This is a genomic window from Nostoc sp. (assembly GCF_036916975.1).
In the GTDB taxonomy this organism is placed as follows: Bacteria; Cyanobacteriota; Cyanobacteriia; order Cyanobacteriales; family Nostocaceae; genus Nostoc.
Window position 1 is genome coordinate 55,810 of record NZ_JBALFF010000061.1, and the last position, 20,780, is coordinate 76,589.

General features: G+C 42.5%; 21 protein-coding genes and 2 pseudogenes. 8 read left to right on the forward strand and 15 right to left on the reverse strand.

Translation table 11 applies throughout. The annotated features are described in order from the left end of the window. The first annotated feature begins 53 nt into the window (after nucleotides 1-53). A complete protein-coding gene (locus V7K73_RS14790; protein ID WP_334881186.1) occupies nucleotides 54-1,664 on the forward strand; it encodes a hydroxysqualene dehydroxylase in 1,611 nt (536 codons plus the stop codon). Nucleotides 1,665-1,771: 107 nt separating this feature from the next. Continuing rightward, complete coding sequence (locus tag V7K73_RS14795; RefSeq protein WP_334881138.1) at nucleotides 1,772-2,134, forward strand: DUF6464 family protein; 363 nt, start codon at nucleotides 1,772-1,774, stop codon at nucleotides 2,132-2,134. A 79-nt stretch (nucleotides 2,135-2,213) separates the two neighbouring features. Here the strand turns inward: V7K73_RS14795 and fmt are convergent, their stop codons facing one another. Next, complete coding sequence (gene fmt / locus V7K73_RS14800) at nucleotides 2,214-3,245, reverse strand: methionyl-tRNA formyltransferase (protein WP_334881140.1); 1,032 nt, start codon at nucleotides 3,243-3,245, stop codon at nucleotides 2,214-2,216. A 179-nt stretch (nucleotides 3,246-3,424) separates the two neighbouring features. Between fmt and V7K73_RS14805 the strand changes: the two genes are divergently transcribed. Together V7K73_RS14805 and V7K73_RS14810 are read left to right on the forward strand one after the other, a co-directional pair. Next, on the forward strand, nucleotides 3,425-3,667 hold the full coding sequence (locus V7K73_RS14805) for a hypothetical protein (RefSeq protein ID WP_334881142.1): 243 nt from the start codon (nucleotides 3,425-3,427) through the stop codon (nucleotides 3,665-3,667). 431 nt (nucleotides 3,668-4,098) lie between these two features. Beyond that, nucleotides 4,099-5,421 (forward strand): hypothetical protein, encoded by a 1,323-nt coding sequence (locus V7K73_RS14810; RefSeq protein WP_334881144.1) that lies wholly within the window; start codon nucleotides 4,099-4,101, stop codon nucleotides 5,419-5,421. A gap of 316 nt (nucleotides 5,422-5,737) precedes the next feature. Here the strand turns inward: V7K73_RS14810 and V7K73_RS14815 are convergent, their stop codons facing one another. From V7K73_RS14815 to V7K73_RS14840, 6 genes are all read right to left on the reverse strand, one after another. Then, nucleotides 5,738-6,007 carry a hypothetical protein gene (locus V7K73_RS14815; protein WP_334881146.1) on the reverse strand — a complete coding sequence of 90 codons (270 nt, stop codon included), beginning with the start codon at nucleotides 6,005-6,007 and terminating at the stop codon, nucleotides 5,738-5,740. A gap of 106 nt (nucleotides 6,008-6,113) precedes the next feature. After that, entirely contained in the window at nucleotides 6,114-6,410 is a 297-nt protein-coding gene (gene minE, locus V7K73_RS14820) for a cell division topological specificity factor MinE (RefSeq protein ID WP_334881147.1), read from the reverse strand. Nucleotides 6,411-6,446: 36 nt separating this feature from the next. After that, nucleotides 6,447-7,253, reverse strand: a complete 807-nt coding sequence (minD, locus tag V7K73_RS14825; RefSeq protein WP_334881149.1) for a septum site-determining protein MinD — start codon at nucleotides 7,251-7,253, stop codon at nucleotides 6,447-6,449. A 167-nt stretch (nucleotides 7,254-7,420) separates the two neighbouring features. Beyond that, on the reverse strand, nucleotides 7,421-8,464 hold the full coding sequence (gene minC / locus V7K73_RS14830) for a septum site-determining protein MinC (RefSeq protein ID WP_334881151.1): 1,044 nt from the start codon (nucleotides 8,462-8,464) through the stop codon (nucleotides 7,421-7,423). A 145-nt stretch (nucleotides 8,465-8,609) separates the two neighbouring features. After that, the gene (locus tag V7K73_RS14835) at nucleotides 8,610-9,932 is read right to left on the reverse strand and encodes a four-carbon acid sugar kinase family protein (protein WP_334881153.1); all 1,323 of its coding nucleotides are present in this window, start codon (nucleotides 9,930-9,932) and stop codon (nucleotides 8,610-8,612) included. Nucleotides 9,933-10,108: 176 nt separating this feature from the next. Beyond that, a complete protein-coding gene (locus tag V7K73_RS14840) occupies nucleotides 10,109-10,771 on the reverse strand; it encodes a hypothetical protein (RefSeq protein ID WP_334881155.1) in 663 nt (220 codons plus the stop codon). 280 nt (nucleotides 10,772-11,051) lie between these two features. On the opposite strand from V7K73_RS14840, the gene V7K73_RS14845 reads away from it, so the two are divergent. Beyond that, the gene (locus V7K73_RS14845; protein ID WP_334881188.1) at nucleotides 11,052-11,897 is read left to right on the forward strand and encodes a hypothetical protein; all 846 of its coding nucleotides are present in this window, start codon (nucleotides 11,052-11,054) and stop codon (nucleotides 11,895-11,897) included. Nucleotides 11,898-11,925: 28 nt separating this feature from the next. Here V7K73_RS14845 and V7K73_RS14850 read toward each other — a convergent pair. The 4 genes and pseudogenes from V7K73_RS14850 to V7K73_RS14865 all read right to left on the reverse strand — a co-directional run. Beyond that, nucleotides 11,926-12,015, reverse strand: a pseudogene (locus tag V7K73_RS14850) (DUF29 domain-containing protein); the annotation flags it as partial. A gap of 63 nt (nucleotides 12,016-12,078) precedes the next feature. Beyond that, nucleotides 12,079-12,303 carry a DUF3368 domain-containing protein gene (locus tag V7K73_RS14855; RefSeq protein ID WP_334881157.1) on the reverse strand — a complete coding sequence of 75 codons (225 nt, stop codon included), beginning with the start codon at nucleotides 12,301-12,303 and terminating at the stop codon, nucleotides 12,079-12,081. Between the two features lie 116 nt (nucleotides 12,304-12,419). Continuing rightward, nucleotides 12,420-12,596, reverse strand: coding sequence for a hypothetical protein (locus tag V7K73_RS14860; RefSeq protein WP_334881159.1), 177 nt, complete (start codon nucleotides 12,594-12,596; stop codon nucleotides 12,420-12,422). 145 nt (nucleotides 12,597-12,741) lie between these two features. Next, a complete protein-coding gene (locus V7K73_RS14865) occupies nucleotides 12,742-12,996 on the reverse strand; it encodes a UPF0175 family protein (RefSeq protein WP_334881161.1) in 255 nt (84 codons plus the stop codon). Between the two features lie 173 nt (nucleotides 12,997-13,169). Here V7K73_RS14865 and V7K73_RS14870 point away from each other — a divergent pair, with 173 nt between their 5' ends. Continuing rightward, on the forward strand, nucleotides 13,170-13,367 hold the full coding sequence (locus V7K73_RS14870) for a hypothetical protein (RefSeq protein ID WP_334881163.1): 198 nt from the start codon (nucleotides 13,170-13,172) through the stop codon (nucleotides 13,365-13,367). Between the two features lie 543 nt (nucleotides 13,368-13,910). Next, on the forward strand, nucleotides 13,911-15,032 hold the full coding sequence (locus tag V7K73_RS14875) for a Gfo/Idh/MocA family oxidoreductase (RefSeq protein ID WP_334881165.1): 1,122 nt from the start codon (nucleotides 13,911-13,913) through the stop codon (nucleotides 15,030-15,032). Between the two features lie 452 nt (nucleotides 15,033-15,484). On the opposite strand, the gene V7K73_RS14880 is transcribed toward V7K73_RS14875, so the two are convergent. The 4 genes from V7K73_RS14880 to V7K73_RS14895 form a co-directional block, all read right to left on the reverse strand. Beyond that, on the reverse strand, nucleotides 15,485-16,774 hold the full coding sequence (locus tag V7K73_RS14880) for a Glu/Leu/Phe/Val family dehydrogenase (protein WP_334881167.1): 1,290 nt from the start codon (nucleotides 16,772-16,774) through the stop codon (nucleotides 15,485-15,487). Between the two features lie 258 nt (nucleotides 16,775-17,032). Beyond that, nucleotides 17,033-18,178 carry a beta-ketoacyl-ACP synthase gene (locus V7K73_RS14885; RefSeq protein ID WP_334881169.1) on the reverse strand — a complete coding sequence of 382 codons (1,146 nt, stop codon included), beginning with the start codon at nucleotides 18,176-18,178 and terminating at the stop codon, nucleotides 17,033-17,035. Nucleotides 18,179-18,264: 86 nt separating this feature from the next. Beyond that, nucleotides 18,265-19,062, reverse strand: a complete 798-nt coding sequence (locus tag V7K73_RS14890) for a peptidylprolyl isomerase (protein ID WP_334881171.1) — start codon at nucleotides 19,060-19,062, stop codon at nucleotides 18,265-18,267. 159 nt (nucleotides 19,063-19,221) lie between these two features. Next, entirely contained in the window at nucleotides 19,222-19,791 is a 570-nt protein-coding gene (locus V7K73_RS14895) for a photosystem I assembly protein Ycf4 (protein WP_334881172.1), read from the reverse strand. An 869-nt stretch (nucleotides 19,792-20,660) separates the two neighbouring features. Between V7K73_RS14895 and V7K73_RS14900 the strand changes: the two are divergent. After that, a pseudogene (locus V7K73_RS14900) lies at nucleotides 20,661-20,780 on the forward strand (photosystem II D2 protein (photosystem q(a) protein)); the annotation flags it as partial.

Below are 20,780 nucleotides of genomic sequence, written 5' to 3' on the forward strand. Positions count from 1 at the left end.
GAATATGGTTCGTAGGGTAGCACAGCTATGCTACCAAAGCGGCTATTGTATCCATTGCCGCAGGGTACGAAAACCGTTGTAATAGCAACCTGCCGCCCGATCAGAACACAAGTTCGTATACATTAGTTGATATGCAACAATCGGAGGCTGGGATGCAAGAAGGGTCACAACAAAAACGGGTGGTAGTTGTAGGTGCTGGTTGGGCTGGTTTAGGAGCAACCTACCATTTGGCAAAACAAGGCTATGATGTGACGCTTCTAGAAGCAGGCCCCTATCCCGGTGGACTGGTGGCAGGTTGGCAAACAGCCGCCGGGAAATCTGTTGAAGCTGGCATTCATGGCTTTTGGTATCCTTACAAAAATATTTTTTCCCTAATCAATGAATTAGAAATTAATCCTTTTACTACTTGGACTCGTTCTTCGCAATATTCGCCAGCAGGTTTGGAAGTTGAATCACCAATTTTTCAAGACTTACCCCGGCTTCCCTCGCCACTGGGAACTTTTCTCTACACTCAATTTAAGCGGCTGCCACTAATTGACCGTCTCAGCGCCTTACCTTTACTTTATGCTGTTGTTGATTTTGATAATTCTGATGCAGCTTGGCGACGCTATGATTTTGTAACTGCTCGTGAATTGTTCAAAGATTTTAACGTTTCTTTCCGACTTTACCGCGATGCTTTTGAACCAATGTTATTAGTGGGCTTGTTTGCCCCTGGTGAACAATGTTCAGCCGCCGCAACTTTAGGAATGCTTTACTTTTTTATTCTGGCTCATCAAGCAGATTTTGATGTAGTTTGGTGTCGAGGAACTGTTGGAGAAAAAATATTTCGTCCTTGGGTGGAACGTATCGAAAAAGCTGGTGCGCGAGTATTACCCAAACGCCGAGTTACAGACTTAATTGTTGATAGCAATCATCGAGCCAAGGGTGTGGTTTGCGGTGATGAAGTAATTGAAGCAGATGCGGTTATTTTTGCAGTTGGCATTGCGGGGATGAAGAAAATTGTCTCAACTAGCCCTAGTTTACAAAGTCGTGAAGAATTCCGTAATTTGAGCAATTTAGGAGCAATTGATGTTTTAGCAACGCGACTATGGTTTGACCGCAAAATTGATATTCCTCGTCCTTCTAATGCTTGTTTTGGATTTGACCAGAGTACAGGTTGGACGTTTTTTGATTTGAATGCTCTACATGATGAATATCGGGATGAGCCAGGAACAGTAATTGAAGCTGATTTTTATCACGCAAATCAGTTTATGAGTTTGAGCGATGAGGAGATTTTAGCAATAGTTCAGGGTTATTTAGCAACTTGTGTACCGGCGTTTCGGGAGGCAAAGATAATTGATAGTAGTGTAATTAGGCTACCTCAAGCGGTAACTCATTTTGCACCTGGTAGCTATCGTTATATGTTGCCAGCTAAAACAAGTTTTGAAAATGTGTTTATGAGTGGGGATTGGATTGTCAACCGTCATGGTTCCTGGTCACAAGAAAAGGCTTATGTTACTGGTTTGGAGGCGGCGAATTTGGTGGTGTCTTATTTAGGTGAAGGTCAGCCATCTGAGATTTTAGCTGTAGAAGAAGATGAATTGCATATCCAAGTGGCGCGATCGCTCAACCAAACTTTGCGTGACTTGGGCAAATCTATCTTACCTGAATTTTGGTTGCCCTAATTCGTAGGGATGCAAAGAGTTAATCAATAATTCTAATCTAAATTCGGTAAGCTAAAGAAAGCTATTGCGATACCATGCTTATAATGTAAATCAAATCACATAAGCTTATGGAGCCAGACTCTTTACAAACCGAGGTGATTCTGACGCATCCGCGCGAGTCCCTCGGTAAAGTGCAACTTGATTGGACACCCCAACCCGGAAACTATCTCGATTTTGAAGGTAAAACCTACGCGGTTTTAGAACGCCGCCATCGATATCAACTTAAAGGTGGGCGCTACCGCTTGCATAATATTGCCATTTACGTACAGTCTGCTAAACGACCATCTGAGAAAAGTTTGGTAGGGGGACGTTGGGTAGTTGGCGATGCCTCCTGTTCCTACAATGCTCATTCAGAAATCATGCGCTGTGCAGTCAACCCAGATGGCCCTTGCGAATCTTGCCGCTTTTATGAAAAGTTAGAAGTCATTTAATTTTAGATTTTAAATTTTAGATTTTAGATTTTTCCTCTAATCCAAAATCCAAAATCCAAAATCCAAAATTGACAACCCCTCAACTACCCGCACCAAAAACTTCTCCCACTGTTAAGCGGGTACCATTAACAAAATCCCATCCCGACTGGGGACGTTTACCAGCTAACTGAACTTCTCGCAACAGCAACAAACCTTCCCCAGTCTGGACGATCACACCAATTCCTTTGGCAATGCTGACTACAACTCCTGGTGTGTCTGATGTATTTGACAAATCAGGCAATTTATGCATTAAGTCTTGTAATTCTGATGGGAGATCGCGTAGACGCGGAGCGGCTTGTCGCCAGACATCGCCTACAGAAGCAAGGGGAGCAGAAGCGGTGATTTTTAGCAGGTTGTTACGAAAGGTAGCGGTGCAGTTAGGGTAAAAGCCTCTAATTTGATTGTGTAATTGGATCGCGCTTTTTGACCAATCCAAAGCATAATCTTGTTTTTGAATCAGAGGCGCATAAGTAGCTGCTAAATTATCTTGGGGAATTGGTTGAATTTCTTGGCGTGACAACTTTAACAGAGTTTCTACCAACAAATCCCCACCGATCGCAGCTAGTCTGTCGGCTAAATCTTGGGCAGTATCTAGTAATCCAATCGGTGTAGTGGCTATTTGTAGCATTGGGCCGGTATCCATCCCCACATCCATTAACATTGTCGTGATCCCCGTTTCCTTCTCACCGTTGTACAAGCACCACTGAATCGGCGCTGCACCCCGATATTTGGGTAAAATCGAGCCATGCACATTAATGCAGCCCAATTTTGGCATATTTAAGATTTTTGACGATAATATCTGTCCATAAGCAACAACAACAAACACATCTGCATCTAACTGTTTGAGTTGGGTTAGAGTCTCGGTGTCTTTTTTCACCCGTTCGGGTTGCCATACTGGTAAGTTGTGAGCAGTAGCGATCGCTTTTACAGGTGTTGGCGTAAGTTTATTTCCCCGATCCCGGCGTTTATCTGGTTGGGTAACAACTGCCAACACCTCAAATTCTGGATGATTCAATAACTTTTCCAATGTGGGTACAGCAAACTGGGGTGTACCAAAGAATACAATTTTCATTAATAATTAGTTGTTAATCGTTAGTGATTAATTAATGGTAAATAATATCGGCTGTTTGATGGTACAATATTTTCGTATTGGTGAAACAAAAGGCTACTTGATTAACTTAATAGTTAAGTTAAGAAGTGTAACAGGTAATATAAACTGCATCTAGCTTTAGCGAACCTAATTGTTTAGTGGTGTCTCGTCACGAGCCGCTAGAGCATCTACCGAGTCAATTTTGTTGTGTTCCTGATAATTTGCCCCAAATTGCCCTTAAATGCAATTGGGTTCCTAAAAAAGTATTGCGTCTTTTAACTACTTCTGTAGTTGAAATTGCAGTTGATAACTTTGGGTTGCTGACAGCAGTATTTTCTGAGTATGATGTATTGTACGTCTGCTTTACCAGCTTTTCAGATAACGCCTCAAGTTTACCATTATGAGGGTTTGCCCTCTTATATTAGTGTATAACCTGGCTTGTTTGTTGTGTACTAGCGATCGCTAGTACGATCCCCAATCGGCGATTTATCTCACTCGTAGTTGCCAGCATTATTAGAGGCTGAATATCCCTTCACTAATACCTATTTTTGGTGTGGTTAGGTATAGCAACTAGCAAGATTAGATATTGTATAGTAATTACTGACTTGTCAGCATATTTACTATACTCGCATATTTTTGTAAAAAAACATCCAGTACCTAAGTAATAAAAGGTGTAGACAATGATACTTAAATTATTTTTGTAAAACTCTGCTAACTTTGAATTAAAAATCCCGTCAAAGTTTTTAGTTTCTTGTTATACATATAATTACCGCCTGCCCATTGCTGCATAGGTATTGCTTCTCACATAGCAACCGCCCCTCTAGAGAGTCTACAAATGCTTAAACCCCTTTTGCTGTCAGGATGGTTCCGCACGCAACCATTTCTCAATTACGTTGTCGTTGTAATACTGATTGCACCCTTACTAGGGGCATCGGCTCACTCGTTCCCCGTAAAATCCGAAGTAACTAAACTAACTTCGATGACTGGAAATTCTGACTCTGTATCAAAGGAAATAGCTGTAGTTGGGGAACCTGAGATAGCTGAAATATCAAAAACAGAGCAAACCGACTCCTTAATAGAAAAATTTGATGTGCCAACACAAAGTATTGCTGTCCAGGAACCGCAAGTATTACCTGCCGAGAAAATAGAGTCTTTGGCTCAAATCCATAGTTCTGTGTCAAGCAGCGATTTAACTGTTCCTGATTCTTTGGCAGCAGTCGAACTAGCACCACTAACAGATGTTCCTGTTAGTCAGCTTAATTTAATCCAAAAACTCAAAGCTGCTAATATCAAGTCTTTGAAAGAACAAGAAAATTATCTCTCTAGAGAAAAGTCTTTTACTGAATCATTGACAGCAACTCAAGTAGCACCAACTCTTAGAGAATCACAACCAACCACAGCGACGGAAATACCTGTTGTTGAACCACGCGAGGAGTCCCAAGCAGAACAAATAGATCCCATAGGTAGTCCTCATCCTATTCCTTGGAAATGGATTACAGCGACTCAAGAAGCTATTAGTTCTAAGGGTGGTTCGGGAGTGCGTCACTACCGCAGCGTACCCGTGGTTTCTCCAGATGGGAAATATGCTGTTTATAGCCGAGTGCAACTGGAGGTAAAACCTCAAATGTACAATAGCCGTGTTACCAGCGTGCTGTTTGTCCAAGATATGCAAACCAAGAGGTTGTGGGTGATGGCTTCAACTACTCCTGTTAGCGATCCTTTATTAAAGGTAAAGGCTTTAAAGGCGGCGGCGTCAGAGTCAGAAGAAACTGATCTGAGTGGTAAAATTGGGGTATTAGTTCCAGTTAGCTGGTCAGAAAAAGGCGATCGCTTCTTAGCACGTAAGTTTGAAGGTATATTTAATACAGGCGATTCTACAGATAGTGCAGTGATTTGGGATCGGCAAAAAAATCAAGCTAACACAGTTGCTCCTGCTAATCAGCAAGAGCATGAAAAAATTGCAGTATTGTTAGGTTGGAGTAAAAAGCAACCGGATCATGTGTTGTTCCGTGCAGGTGAATTAGGTGAGGAAAACTGGCCATTAATGCAAGTTACTAATGATGGCAAGACTTTACCCACAACAGACGAAGATCAGCCGATTACTTTTGGTAAAAAGGTTACAGAAATTTGGGCAGGCCCACAAGTAGCCTACCGATAATTTATTAAAAATCTTATATCCTCCCGTTGTCGTCATTGCTGATAACGGGAGATTTTTTTTGGCGTTGCTTAAAATAGGGATGATTCTTGTGGGGTGGGCATCCTAACACTAGTGTCAACTTAAGCAAAACCCTTTAAAACTTCGTTCCACTGTTAATATAAAGTTTTATTTAATTTTTTTAAAGTAAAAAAAACACTTCTAATTTAATAAATAAACACTTTTAGCTATCTCATACCTGATATATATGAAATTTCTAGTAGATGAAATCCTGAATCTTCCAGAGATGAAAGTGTTAGATTTTCAAGAAATTGAAGGGCTAGAAATAATGGCTCTGCTGTATCCGCGATGCAATAACTGCTCTTTTAACGTCTCGATCTGACAAATTACCAACACAGAGCAAATGCTGGGGAATTCCTCCCATGCGTTCTAGAATGCTTTGCTCAGATGGCTGGCTTTTCTCACCATCAGATGTGGAATTTTTCTGATCCTGTCTAGCTTTTATGAATAGCAAGAAGTCTAGCACTTCTTCCACTAGAGAATCTGAAACCCGATCAATTTCCTGAATTAGTTGCTCTCTGGCTGTCATAGCTTATTTGCCTCAATACCAACAGTTCATTTATGACGTTAACAGGCTTTGAGGGGCGATCGCATCGTCAGAAGTTCAGGCTAAATCAAAATGCTTAAAATTAAAACTACAGAGGTTTATCACCTCTTTCCCATTCAGGTATGGCTCCTTTAACCCGGCGGATGGGCAAATTAGCAATTAAAGCTGTCGTTCGTTGGTTGCTTTCTAAGGAGAACTCCAAGCCCTCTGTCTCAACTTCGACATAGCGACAGACTACATCTAAGATTTCTTTCCGCATTTTTTCCAACGTTTGAGGGTCTATATCAGCGCGATCGTGAGCAATCACCAATTGCAGGCGACGTTTAACTTGAGTTCGACTGCTATCAGGACCGCGAGAAAAAAGCCGTTCTAGAAGTTCAATCATTACGAATAGGTCTGGCGCGGAGACTGGAAAAGTAAGTTAAACAATCTTTGTCCTGAACAACCTTCGTATCCGGGCAAAGATACTGTCTTGGGACGAGTCGATCTCCATAAATTCGACACTTTCCCCTTCTAATCTACGAGCAATGTTCTCAAAGGCTGTGGCAGCTAAAGAGGGATTTTCCGCTAACACTAAGGGTTCGCCGCGATTGGTAGATACAATAACACGCTCGTCGTCAGGGATTACCCCGATTAGGGGAATGGCGAGAAGTTCCTGAACATCTTGCACTGACATCATATCATTTGCCTGCACCATTGCGGGTCTGATGCGGTTAATTATTAAATGAACACGTTTGATACCTTGTGCTTCTAGTAACCCCACTACCCGGTCAGCGTCACGAACTGAGGAAATTTCTGGTGTACTGATAACTAGTGCTTCTTTTGCCGGGCCGATCGCATTTTTAAATCCATTTTCAATCCCGGCGGGGCTATCGATGATCACGTACTGATATTTTTGCGCCAGTGCATTCACCAATAACTTCATCTGTTCGGGCGTGACTGCATCTTTAGAGCGATTTTGGGCTGCCGGCAAAAGTACGAGATTGGGTTGGCGCTTATCTTTCACCAAGGCTTGTTCTAAGCGGCACTCTCTGGCTAAGACTTCCACCGCAGTATAGACGATGCGGTTTTCTAGCCCTAGCAGCAAATCCAAATTTCTCAGACCAAAATCCGCATCAACCAAGGCAACTTGACGACCCATTTTGGCTAAAGCCATGCCCAGATTTGCTGAAACTGTGGTTTTACCCACTCCTCCTTTGCCGGAGGTTATCACTATAATGCGAGTCATGATAGAAATGCGGTCAATAAGGGTTCAGAAAATATAAAACAGTAAATTGCAGTATAAAGTATGAAGCATCGTATCAAGTATGAAGAAATATCTGTTCTCCCTGATAAGGGCGAGGCATGAATATTTATGTTATTTCATCCTTTATACTTCATTCTTTAAGTAAATATTTATGGCTCTTGATTGCTCTTGGTAAATTGGTTTCTGGAAAAATCAGTAGCCCTAGCGATGCGAATTCCTTGGGGGGTAATATGTGCCACCTCTGGAGAATACTGCATTGGTGGTTTTTCTGGTGCTCTAGCTACACCATCTGCAATCCGTAATTGAGTTGGTTCCATTTGCAATGCCATAATCAGACACTCACGATTGCCTCCAGCACCAGCATGAGCAATTCCCCGGAGGCGACCCCAGATGATAATATCTCCATCTGCAATTACAATACCACCTGGATTTACATCTCCCAAGATAATTACTGTACCAGGATGACGAATTTCTACTCCAGAACGGACTGTCATTTCCAAATAAAGGGCATCTTCTTGGGGTATGGCTGTAGCCGTTGGCTCGGAATTCAAGGAAGTTACGGGCTGTAGTTGTTCTACAGAATACCCAGATGTCACGGCAGCGATCGCAGTTTGCCGCCGACTAGTCGAAACTGAGATTAGCCGCAGTTGCACTTCACTCAAAGCCTCGGCGAGTTCTTGGAGTTGTCTAGCATCTACTAGGCGGTCTTGTGCCATTAGATGCACAGGTGTGTTAGATATCCGAAAGCGATCGCCTGCATTCAAACGCTGTCTTATTTGTTGCCAAATATCAGACCAAGTGAGTTCTGAGGCAGATAGTTGAAATTCCGGGGGCAGAATTAATAACAGCCGTCCCTCCTTACTTTTTAATTGGACTTGACTATTGTCATTTACGCGATGCCCTGATATTGCTGACTCATTGGGATTTAAATCAGTAAGAATAAAATCATCTGATGCTGCATCAGTATTTGACTCTACATCTGGGTTAGCAGGATTTGACTCTACATCCGCAAGGACAGTATTTGATTTTAAATAAAGGAGGACGGATTTTAACTCCGCATCAGGGGGGATAGGATCTGACTCTAGATCAGAAACAGTAAGATTTTCCTCTACCTCCGAAAGAATAGAGTTTGATTCTGCATTAGGAAGTGCAGAATTTGACTTTAGATTGGGAACCGCAGAATCAGAAGTCATGAAGTACTAGCCAAAAGACAAAGAATACACAGATTTTGGATTTTAAATTTGGGATTTTGGATTTGGATTACCTAGAAGGGGTGATGCGTAGTAAGATGTTAGTCTGGGATGAACCAAAAGATTATTTAATGTCAAATCTCTAATCTTAAATTGGCACGGTCAACCTCTGATAAACTGTCCCCAAGGCATCAGCATCGCCAACGTTACCGGGAAACAGCACCACAGGTAAATCAGGAAACTGGGAATGATTGGATGGCGTTAATACCATTGAACAACCAGCTAAAACTTGACCGAGTAAACGGGCTGAAGTTAAAGCTAGTCCAGTACTCAAGACATCATTAGAGGTAATGCCACCCTTGCTGATTAAGAATCCTATATCAGATGGTAAACCGCGGACAATATCCATCAATAAACCTGAAACTTTTTCCCCAAATTCCAATCTTGTCTTGACATCTTTAAAATTCAGTTCCTGACGGCTAGTATAAACCACTGGTGTTTTGCCCGCGTCGTGTGCCGCCCGTGTACTTTCTTGGATTTCAGTTAGCAATGCCGCAGATTGATTTGGATCATCAAGTAATCGCGCTACATTTACTTCAATTCCCACAGTTCCTTCTAGTCGTAATAGTGCCTCTAATTGCTCAGTAGTCTTTTTAACATGGGAACCAACAATTACCGCACCTGGTTTGCCTTCTCGCACGTACTGCGCCATCTTTTCGGCGGCAATGGGTTGGGGTGGTAAAGCAGCTAAAGCCGTTAGAATACTTGCTGCACTGCGAAACAAAAAGCGTTTCCCTTGACTTGCGGCGGCTAATATGTCTACTGCAAAGCGGTTGAGATCATCTTGAGTTTCACCATCGACGACAGCGCACTGATTACCACTCAGTTTTAGTAAGCGTTCTAAACTACCAGCGCGAATATCGTCTAGGAGAAATATTTCCACAACTTCGGCATTAATTCGTCCTTGAGTCTTTTCTTCGACATACTTGGGTAAATAACTGTGATAGTAGCTGAAGACTGAATCACGGGCAAATTCAGTTTCATGCACTGGGGTGGTTACACCGCCGATAATCAAGTAATGCACGCTGTCGCGGGTAATGCGTCCACCTTCAAAAAAAGCTGGTACAAGAAAATGAGCATCAAAAGGGCCGAGTTCTTGGGCGATCGCATCAGTTTCAATGGGATAATGTCCCCGCAAAGTAGAATCAGAACGGCTGACAATCAGAAAATCCTCAATTCCTTCTGCATTCAAAGCGATTTTTAGGTTATGGCAAACTTCTTTAGTGACAGATGCAGCTGACTCTGGCGTTAAGGATCTAGTATTAGTCAGCACAAAGAAAATCGGCGAATCATCCTGCAACCCGATGCGGAGAGTGTCCACATCCCAGTGCATTAGCAGCAAGCAGCTGTGGACTGTTTGAGAACCTGTAGGGTCATCATCCAAGACAATTATTTTTGGTTTGTTGCTCATTTAGGTCAACGGGGCGATTGTTTTCTGGGAAAATATGGGGCGAATAGAATTCGCTACTACACAAGCAAAGTCCACCTCCGTGGACTAATACAAGATTAATGGTTTTCTAACCTGCGGAGGCAGGTTTGGTCTGTGTAGCTGCGACTTCTAGTCGCCCAAGCTTTACAAACATCCACTCAGCCTTTGTGCAATTTTCTGATTTCTGTTTGTACATCGATCGCAATTTGCAATGATTGATTTAGCAGTTGAGCATATTCGCCTGCTTGACTACTAACTTGTAAAGCTTGCAGACTGGCTAAATTATTCACAAATAACTCTTGGTTATTAGCAAGCAATTTTTTATTATCCCGCAAAATTCGTTCCGTTTTCAGAGCGCGGACTAAATCTTCTCTAATTAGTTGCAAGGCGGCGGTTACTTGATCTCGGTCGTGGAAACTGCTTTCTACGTTTCCTGATGCTGCCAATTGGTCATTAATATCTATAGCAGCAACCAGGTCATGATATTTATCAACTTCGTCTAAAAGTATTGTTAGTCCTTCAGGACAGGTCAACTGCCGCCACAGCCATCGCCCCACTAATATCGGCATTGGCACTAAAATCAGTAAAAGAATTCCTAGTCGAATTGAAGAACCAATTGTTGGCAGAATAATAAGCGCGTAAATAAAACCCACAATTATTGGCGTTAGCGCCAGCATCACCAGCAATTCATTGATAAAAAACCCTAATCGCTTCTTGCTATCTCGCAAAACCGAGGGGCGAAAAACGTCTTCTGGGTCAAACCCAGTCAAACGTCTCAGTTCCCCCTTACTAATTTCTAAGCCTATTAAGTCCGGCTGCACGGCTGCATACTCCTATGGAAGCCCAAGTTGCGTATTTATTTTAATCGGGTTTGGTAGAGAAGCAATGGGTGGTTACGTATAGTTATGATAAAAAGCAGACTGTGTAACAGGATTAGATAAAGCTAAAAAGCACTTACACTTATTTTCTGCTCTATTTTGGATACAATCGAGTGCTTATGTAGGCGATCGCGTTTAAGCGGATACCAAGTTGAGTAGCATGACTACAGAACAACGATTAATAACTTTTGATGTGGCAACTGCTGAAAATGCATCCTTGCAGATGGGCGCAAAACTAAATTATCGACCGCAAGCCGCCGATACCAGCATCGATGCCGATATTTATCTGTTTTCCCGGTTGCGAAACCTTTCACTTGAACAACGAATAAAAATGTTCGCGGCTCATGAACGTGGGGTAAAAAAACTTTGCCTTGCAGGAATTAAATCACGACATCGCAGTGCTTCCAACGAGGAAATCCGTTGTATATTTGCGCGTGCTTTGTTGGCAGAAAAATTCTCTCCAAACTTCCAGTTTATTGGTGTTGATGAAAGTATGTGGATTCAAGATTCCATCTCGCTAGCAGGCGAACTCCATCAGCTTTTTGAGTCAATAAATATACCTTATTACGTTAGTGGAGGTGTTGCTAGTTCAATTCACGGGGAACCTCGCTCGACACGGGATTTAGATTTGGTAATTTCAGTTCAACCCGACCAAATCGATTTGTTGGTAACGACACTGGAAATAGCAGGATACTATTGTCCAGCAGGGGCGGTTGAAGATTTGAAGCGAGGATACGAGCGAATGCTCAACATCACACATACTGAAACCATAGCTAACGCCGATCTGTATATTACTGATAGTTCACCATTTGCAGTATCGCAGATGGCACGTCGGATATTGCCTGATTTAGATGGGATACCTCAATTTTGGGTGGCTTCGCCAGAGGATACGATTTTACAGAAGTTGTGGTGGCGGCAAAGTAGTCAATTTGAAAAACAGTGGCGTGATGTATTGGGCATACTCAAGTTGCAAGCACAAAGTTTAGACTACACCTACCTTATAGAGTGGGCGGAAAGTTTAGATTTGGTTGATGCGTTGAGTCGGGCATTGACTGAGGCTGGTATTTGATGATCATATTTGCCAAATTGCACCATTTCTACTCAGGAAACCAGTTTTCATCTAAAATTTGTTCTAAAGAACCTATGGGTATAGAGGGGAATATGTCAATGGGAAGTTGAGAGCGATCGCATTGGCAATAACCTCAACTATTAAGTGATATTTTGTTATTTGTCTGCTTAATAAAAGCAGGTTATGAACCTTCTCCAGCTTCTTTAACTGCGAAATCAATAACTGTTTGACTTAAGCGAATATTGTGATTGAGCATTTTTTGAATAGCTGTTCTAATAGATAGAGGATAACCTTCACGTTTAGCACGTAATAAAATTCCAATTGAACCTGTGACCGAAAGACCACTTAATCTAGCTATTCTTCGCCCAACAGCTTCATCAATACGGGAGCATCCCGTCAGGTGCAAAAACCTTGATAGCCCTCATCCCCTAACCCCTTCTCCCATTTTTGGGAGAAGGGGGACTAGAATTATGTCTCCCCTCTCCCATATTTGGGAGAGGGGCTGGGTGTGAGGGAAAAGATTTAAGCCAAAATTGGGATGCTCCCATCAATACAGACAGTTGAAATATTTTTATTTAGTGCTAATTGAATAACTGATGCTTCTCCCAAATCTAAGGAGTTAAATAGAAAGGGAGAAATATTTAAAGGAGAAGTTTGCTTTTGTAGCGATGATGCAGATTGAAATTCGTTTACAGCCAAGCCTGTAGTGCCACCAATTAGTATTTCTTCATAGACTTAAAAAGGAACAAGAACATCTGTATAAAGAGACTCTAAAATATTTAAATCACCCACAGCAGCGACAAGGGCAATTAAGGGAGAAGTGTTAATAACAATTTGATTGTTACTAGGCATTTTCTAGGTCTGATAATAATTCCTCTTCACTCAGATCAATTAAGGGAACCCCATACTCATTGAGCTTAAGGATAAAGGTGACTCGATCTACTCCCACTAATGCAGCAGCCATACCAGAGGAAAGACGTTTCATTTCATAGAGTTTAACTGCCATTGCCCATTTTGATTCTTGTTCAAATTGTTCTCTGGTTTTGCCAACAGCATCAGGGAAGGTTTCAGGGTAGTTGATTGTCAGATGTAACGACATAGTTGTTGTTTCTCCTATTTAGGACGGCTATATATATTGATTGTAAATCCAGCACTGATGCCTCAGAAACTCGGTTTTGTAATTAGGTGTAAGATGTCATTAAAACATCTTCTTATGAATAGAAAATACACAAGTTCAATTTCAGCCATGCTTACGGAATCATCGTCCAAGATATGCAAGCCAAGCCACTACTGTTTCTCGTTGTAGAAGATCACCTGGAGGTAGCCCATAACTGTGATTTTCTCAGAAAATTCGACCCCTCTGCTGTTTGTGCGATCGCCAACACTCCCCAAGAAGCACTACAACACCGTTTGAATCGTAGGCATAGCCTTGGACTGCTAACGCTATATACTCATACCATTTCTTTGTGAGGCTGCGCCAAACCCTCTTAACTTCTTCTTTCTTTCTTTCTTTCTTTCTTTGTGTTCTTTGCGGACTTTGCGGTTCGTTTTTCTTTCTTGTACTTAAATATGGTTTAGCGCATCTTCATACAGAATTGGTATCAGTATCCATCATGCTGAGGTTATGAATTTTAGTTAAAGTACAATAGCGCAAATATTCCTTAAGTCTAAACTAAAGCTTACTGAAAGAATGAGGTTTTAATTTATCAAGTCATTCAGAATATACGATATCCCATTCATCAACCTCCAAATTATTAGCCCGATAAATTCATTATTACTAAGTAGGTAGACGTAATTAAACATAAGAAAAAATCTCACCCTCAATCCCTCTCCTTACTATCCCTCTCCTTAGTATTGTCGGGGGAAGCCGGAGGCATGGTGAGGTTTTATATTTAATTTGACCCACTTACTTAGACACTTTTTACCAAGTGTTTGTATAAGCATTTAGCTATAATTTGCAGGTAATTAGTGGATGGAAATTACAAAATTGTTCCTTCATCAGGGAGTAGAATCATGACTGCTACAAATGGTCAGGGCAAAATTCGTTACGCCGTTGTTGGTTTAGGTTGGTTTGCCCAAGAAGCTGCTTTACCTTCCTTTACCAACGCCGAAAACTCAGAATTAGTGGCACTAGTTTCAGATGACCCCACTAAAAACGAAGAATTAAGCAAAAAGTATGGTATAGAGCATACTTACTCTTATGAGGAGTATGAGGACTGTTTGGCAAGTGGCGAGATTGATGCAGTTTATATTGCGCTGCCGAATCACTTACATTGCGACTACACTGTGCGGGCTGCTAATCAGGCAATTCATGTATTATGTGAAAAGCCAATGGCAGTAACAGAAGAAGAGTGTGAGGCAATGATTAAAGCTGCCAATGATAATAATGTTAAGCTGATGATTGCCTACCGCTTACATTTAGAAGAAGCCAATTTACAAGCAGTTGAAATTTTGCGTTCAAAGCAAATTGGTGAACCACGAATTTTCAACTCGGTTTTTACTCAGCAAGTAGAAGAAGGTAATATTCGTTTACGAGATGTCACCGGTGGCGGGACGCTCTATGATATTGGCATCTACTGCCTTAATGCTGCACGTTACCTATTTCAAGATGAACCAATTGAAGTATTTGCTGTAGCTGGCAATAACGGAGAACAACGCTTCAGCGAAGTGGAAGAAATGGCAAGTGTTATCTTACGTTTCCCGAATGAGCGATTGGCAACATTTACCTGTAGCTTTGGAGCGGCAAGTGTTTCAACCTATCAGATTGTCGGTACTCAAGGCGATTTACGAGTAAATCCTGCATATCCTTGGCAGGGAGAAATTAAGCATTACCTGACAATTAATGGTGAAACCCAAGAGCGTACCTTTGAGGATCACGATCAACTAGCAGCTGAATTTACTTACTTCTCTGATTGTATTCTCGAAGATAAAGACCCAGAACCATCTGGTACGGAAGGATTGATTGATGTTGCGATCATTCAAGCGCTTTACGAGTCAATTGAGACGGGTAAACCTGTACAGATCCAAACTAGCCATCGCCATCAACGCCCTACATCGGCTCAAACTATTGAGCGTCCTCCTAGTGACGAGAAGCCAGACTTGATTCATGCTGCTGCACCTTCTGGCCAGTCGTAAGGTTGGTTTCAGAATGGGAATGCATTCATGGCTGCTGACTCAATTTATGATTGCAGGCAGCAGCCCCTAATCAAGTAAGCGGATTATTTAGGACTAGCCGTTTCAAGGTGACTGGTAAAATCTCTTTTTTCTCTCTGTGTTCTCTGCGCCTCTGCGGTTGCTATAAATTACTTTTAAACCGCAGAGGCACAGAGTACACAGAGGTAAGAGGTTAAAGAGGAGTTTCTTGTCCACCTTGAAAGGGCTAATTATTTAGGACTTAAGCATTGACAATAAATCCCAAATATGAGTAAGTTAAAAGCGCCTTAACCGAGTAGTATTGCGATCGCAGGATAATTGAGAAAAGCCTGAAAACTTCTTCAAGATGGTTAATTCACAGTACTAGTTATGTTGGAGCGATCGCTTAAGTAAGTCGCTTTTTAAAGTTAAAAACTGCTGTGTATGCCCAAATATTAAGGATAAAGACCTCTATCAGTCAGCGCCTGAGCCACCCTACCTACCCCTAAAGTGTAAGCAGCTAATCGTAGAGGAATTTGCCGTACCTCTGACTGCTGAATCACCCGATGGTAAGCTTGTACCATCAAATGTTCCATTTCGCGGTTGACGCGCTCCTCATCCCAAAATACGTAGGAAAGACCCTGCACCCACTCTAAATAGCTAACTACCACACCGCCAGCATTGGCCAAGATATCCGGTAGCACTGTCACACCCCGCGCCTCTAAGGCCAAGTTAGCCTCAAGAGTAACCGGCCCATTAGCCGCTTCTGCGACAATTTGCGCTTGCACCTGATTCACATTTTCTTCAGTGATTTGATTCTCCAAAGCTGCTGGTATTAAGACATCACAGGGTAAAGTTAATAAATCTGCATTGCTAATTGGTACAGATTGCGGGAAACCGATAATACTCTTGCGATTTTCAGCAGCGTAGATTTTCAACTTGGGAATATCAAGACCAACTTCGGAAAATATTCCCCCAGCACCCGTTGAAACAGCGATAACTTTCGCGCCTGCAAGATGTAATAATTCTGCTGCGGCACTACCAACGTTACCGAAACCCTGAATACCTACTCGCACTCCTACCAAAGATTTACCTTGCTGTGCCAGCGCCTCACGCACAATAATCATCACACCACGTCCGGTTGCCATTTCTCGTCCCAGCGAACCACCAATAGAAAGCGGCTTCCCAGTTACAACCCCTGGGACAGCATGACCAACATTCACAGAGTAAGTGTCCATCATCCAAGCCATCTCACGAGACGAAGTACCCATATCTGGGGCAGGAATATCTACCGCAGGCCCAATATCTTTAATCAACTCGCTGATATAACGGCGGGTGATTCGCTCTAATTCGCCTACACTGTAGCGTTTAGGATCTATAGCAATGCCACCCTTAGCACCACCATAAGGAATACCTAACAAAGCACATTTCCAGGTCATCAGCATTGCTAGAGCAGATACTTCGCGTAGTGTCACAGCCGGATGATAACGAATTCCCCCCTTGTATGGCCCTAAAACATCGGAGTGCTGCACGCGATGTCCAGCGAGAACTTGTATTTCCCCATTATCTAATTTCACGGGAATCGAAACCGTGACAACCTTACGCGGATGGCTGAGAATTTCCAGCAAACCCTGATTTAAATTTAATTCTTTAGCTGCCGCTTCTAAGTAGCTACAGGCTTGGTCAAATGGGCATATATGCGCTGGAGAAGCAGGTTCTGACAGCAACAGCGATTTTGAAATCATAAAATTTTCTCCTAATCACGGTATCTTTACCAACCGGATATCATCTGTATTTAGCTTATCCTTTTTTTTGGATAAATAAAAAATTTGTAGTTTTTGTTACAGTTTTATATCTTATATTCTGATATACAGCAAAAAATGCTTATACTAACCTCACCTCGTATTTGAAGAGAGCAAACACTCCCCTCTCCGATGCTTTGCCCTGGGGTTGGGGGTGAGGTTTAAGCAAACGAGAACCGCTATAGTTAAACTTACAAGTTTCTACTTTGCTAGTGCGATCGCTGCATTCTGTCCACCAAAGCCAAAACTGCAACATAATACCTGCCGAATTTTACTTAAACGTGCAGTTGTAACAATATCTAAATCAAACTCTGACTGCTGCAATCCTACACAAGGTGGTAAAATTTGATGCTTTAATGCCATGAGAGAAAAAGCTACACCTAAAGCTCCAGATGCTCCTAATGTATGACCTGTGCTTCCCTTGGTGGAACTAACTGGTACTCTTTGAGGAAACAAACGCTGGATTACCATACTTTCTATGCGGTCATTTAGCTGGGTAGCTGTGCCATGAGCATGAATATAATCAATATCGACTGGTGAGAGACAACTACGTTCTAGACATTGTTTGATAGCAGCGATCGCACTTTTGCCTTCAGGTTGTGGTGAATTAGCATGATATGCGTCATTAGTTAAGCCAAAACCGAGAATTTCACCATACACTTTTGCTTGACGCTGTTTTGCCAACTCTGCCGATTCCAAGACAAACACAGCTCCGCCTTCACCCAAAACTAAGCCTTCCCGCTGCAAATCAAAGGGATAAGCCCCAGTTTTCGCCAAAGCACCCATCTGCTGAAACCCAGCCAAAGTTAAGGGTGTAATTGGTGCTTCCACTGCGCCAGCGATCGCTTGTTGACATTGCCCAGTTTGTATGAGTAAGGCTGCTTGAGCGATCGCCCAAATTCCAGTAGCACAAGCTGCCATCGGTGCTAAAACTATACCTGATGTACCGATTTGTCTTGCAGCTGCGATCGCATTCATGTGAGGTAATGTATCCAGCCAATTTCCAAAAGAGGACACGGGCAAATTCGCTGCCTCTTCATACATTTGCCGCGCCATCATTTCCCAAGACGCTTGATAAGAGCGACTCGATCCAATGACTACAGCACAATCAGCTGCATGTGAAACTAACCCAGAATCTTGCAAAGCAGAAGCAACAACCATCTGAGTCAACATTCTTAACTCAGATGGTTTTTGACCAATCAAACCTAGAGGAAGTGGTGTAAGTTCTGGAAATGGTTGATGTAATCGAATTCCAGATTTACCTGCAATCAAATTTTGCCAACTATCCTCTAAGCTTCCACCCAAGGCGGAAATTAAACCAATACCAGTGACACAAACCTTAACCAATTTGCAATTTGGGGGGATGAGGGGATGAGGGGGATGAGGAGGATGAGGAAGAATTTACTTCCCTATCTCCCCCTATCCCCTTCCTCCTACTTCCCTGGTATTTTCAGATTTTCAGCACCTTGGGTGACTTTAGCAGAGTCAATGCGATCGCCTTGCTGAATTTTGTTCACGACATCAAAGCCTTGAGTGACATTACCAAAAACGGCGTAGTTACCATCCAAGAAGGCTAGATCCGCTAAAGCAAAGTAAAACTGAGCAGAAGCGGAGTCTGGTGGTTGCGATCGCGCCATCGCTACTGCACCCAGCTTATGCGGCAATACCACAGGTTGAGCAGTAGCATCAAAGGTTTTATTGTAAATTGGAGTATCTGAACCTTTCGGCTTAATTTCTAAAGGTATATAACGAGCATTTCCGGTTTTTGGGTCAATATAACTACCTGTTCCCAGTCTATCTGCTGAAACTTTCGGGTCTTTGCTTTGAGGATCGCCCCCTTGAACTACAAATGGTTGTGGTTCGCGTACAACTCGATGGAAAGATAAACCATCATAGACACCCTTCTGCACTAAATCTACAAAGTTGCCAGCTGTAATCGGGGCATCAGTGCCATCTACTTCGATGGTAATCGGTGAGCCTTTAACCGTCAGTACCACAGTAGCCCGGCCTTCGAGGCGTGGTAAATCTGCCAATCCAGGAATATCACTATTAGTTTGAGATACAGATGTTGCTTCACTAGTTGTCTTGGCGCTTGCCTCGCTTGTGGTCGAGGTAGCTGTCGAGATTGGAGAAGATGTATTAGAAGCGACTTGCTGTGTTGAACATCCTCCCAACATCAAGCCACTGATAATCACAAGAGAAAGGAAAAATTGTGAAATTTTTAACCGCATTGCCTGTTACCGATTTAACCAGAGTATCTTATCGTTTTCAGGGGTATTGGGTATTGGTAATTGGGTATTGGGTATTGGGCATTAATCAATAATTCTTCTTCCCCTGCCTCCCCTACCTCCCCTGCTCCCCCTGCTCCCCCATCCCTACTCCCCACTTCCTTACAGTCCTTCTAATGACACTCCCAAAAAGCGGGCTAATTTTGCGCCTTCTGTTTCCAACTCGGTTAAAGATAACGGTTGTCCAACCCGTGTTAAAGGTATATCTCGCCGGCCTTTAATGCGTAGATAAAGGGCGCGAAGGGGATTAAGACCTTCTTTGACGGTTATTCGCACAGACTGCACATCTTCTATGCGGCCGTCAATTTCAATTCGGCGGTTTTTGCCAGGAAATCCCCAACGGAATATTTTGATTGTGCCAGTTTCCTGATTAAATTCGTTGTAACCGCCTCCCACGTCCCATAAAATTACTAGCCACAAGTATGTGGCTAATAGCAAGCCAGCAGTACCATATAACCCCATCACTAATCCTTGGGGGACAAAGACCAGTTGAGTTGGATCGGAAACTAGGAGTAAATTAACTTTTAAATAACTGGATATCCCAGCCAATAAAAAGCCGCTTGCTCCCAAGGTAACGATAGTTGCCCAGCTGTAATTACTGAACCGACGAGAACCGAGAATATTTTGATGCAGGAGGCGATCGCCTTTGTTAATCGTTGTTGATGCCGTCATTGAACTACCATTGCCCCATGAGATACTCGCTGTCACATACAAAGCACACTAAATGGTCTTGCATAAAGTGTGTACTTCTGTACCAATCCGGCTATTGCTGCTGAGGAGGCACTGAAGCTTTGTTTTAAGTCCACGGTATACTTTACCGCAGACGATGATTTTTTTGCCCTGTACCCTACAAATTTTACTGTCCCGGGTGATGGCTTACTTGCACTATGGGACAAACCACTTAGGCTATTTGTATTAGTTCAAGATGTGCCAACTTCCTTTCCCTGTCCAACGTTTCCCATAGTTTTATCTTGAAGTGTATCAACGACCGTGGCGGCGAAGTGACCATCCACATTTTACCAAACATTGTTGACAAAAACTCAACTGCGCCCTTCTCTGTTCCTGCTACCCATATAATTTATCAGGACACTAAGTCCTAAATTTCTTCACTCAATCGCTGATAAAAATTATTTCTCCCCTGCCCCCAGCAAGAACTGCCCCCGTTCATGTAGACTAAATTTTTTTACATTTCTGAGAAAAGTTGTGTCAAATTGTAAAATTTCTGATATTCATATTATTTATAAGCTTTGTGTTTCATGACTGATTTGCTTGGTCTGTATCAGGCAAAAACCCTGAGTAGTATGATAAGTTAAGAATCATTAAGTTACCCCAAGCTAGATTACTAGCCGATGGTACGTGTAATGGCATAAAGAAAGAGAAATGCTGATTAGTGAAATCAGCCTTTCTCTCAGAATCTCAGTTGCTTTGACGCTGTTGAGATTGTGAAAAAAAACGTTAATTCCTCACGGCAGTCGGTTAGACTGGCTCTCCGCACTGTCTTAGAAACGTTGCAATTTTAGTAAAAAGAGGATTTTAGTCCGATGACCATCGCAGTTGGACGCGCCCCTAGTAGAGGGTGGTTTGACGTTTTAGACGACTGGCTCAAGCGCGATCGCTTCGTATTCGTAGGTTGGTCAGGGATACTATTATTCCCCTGCGCC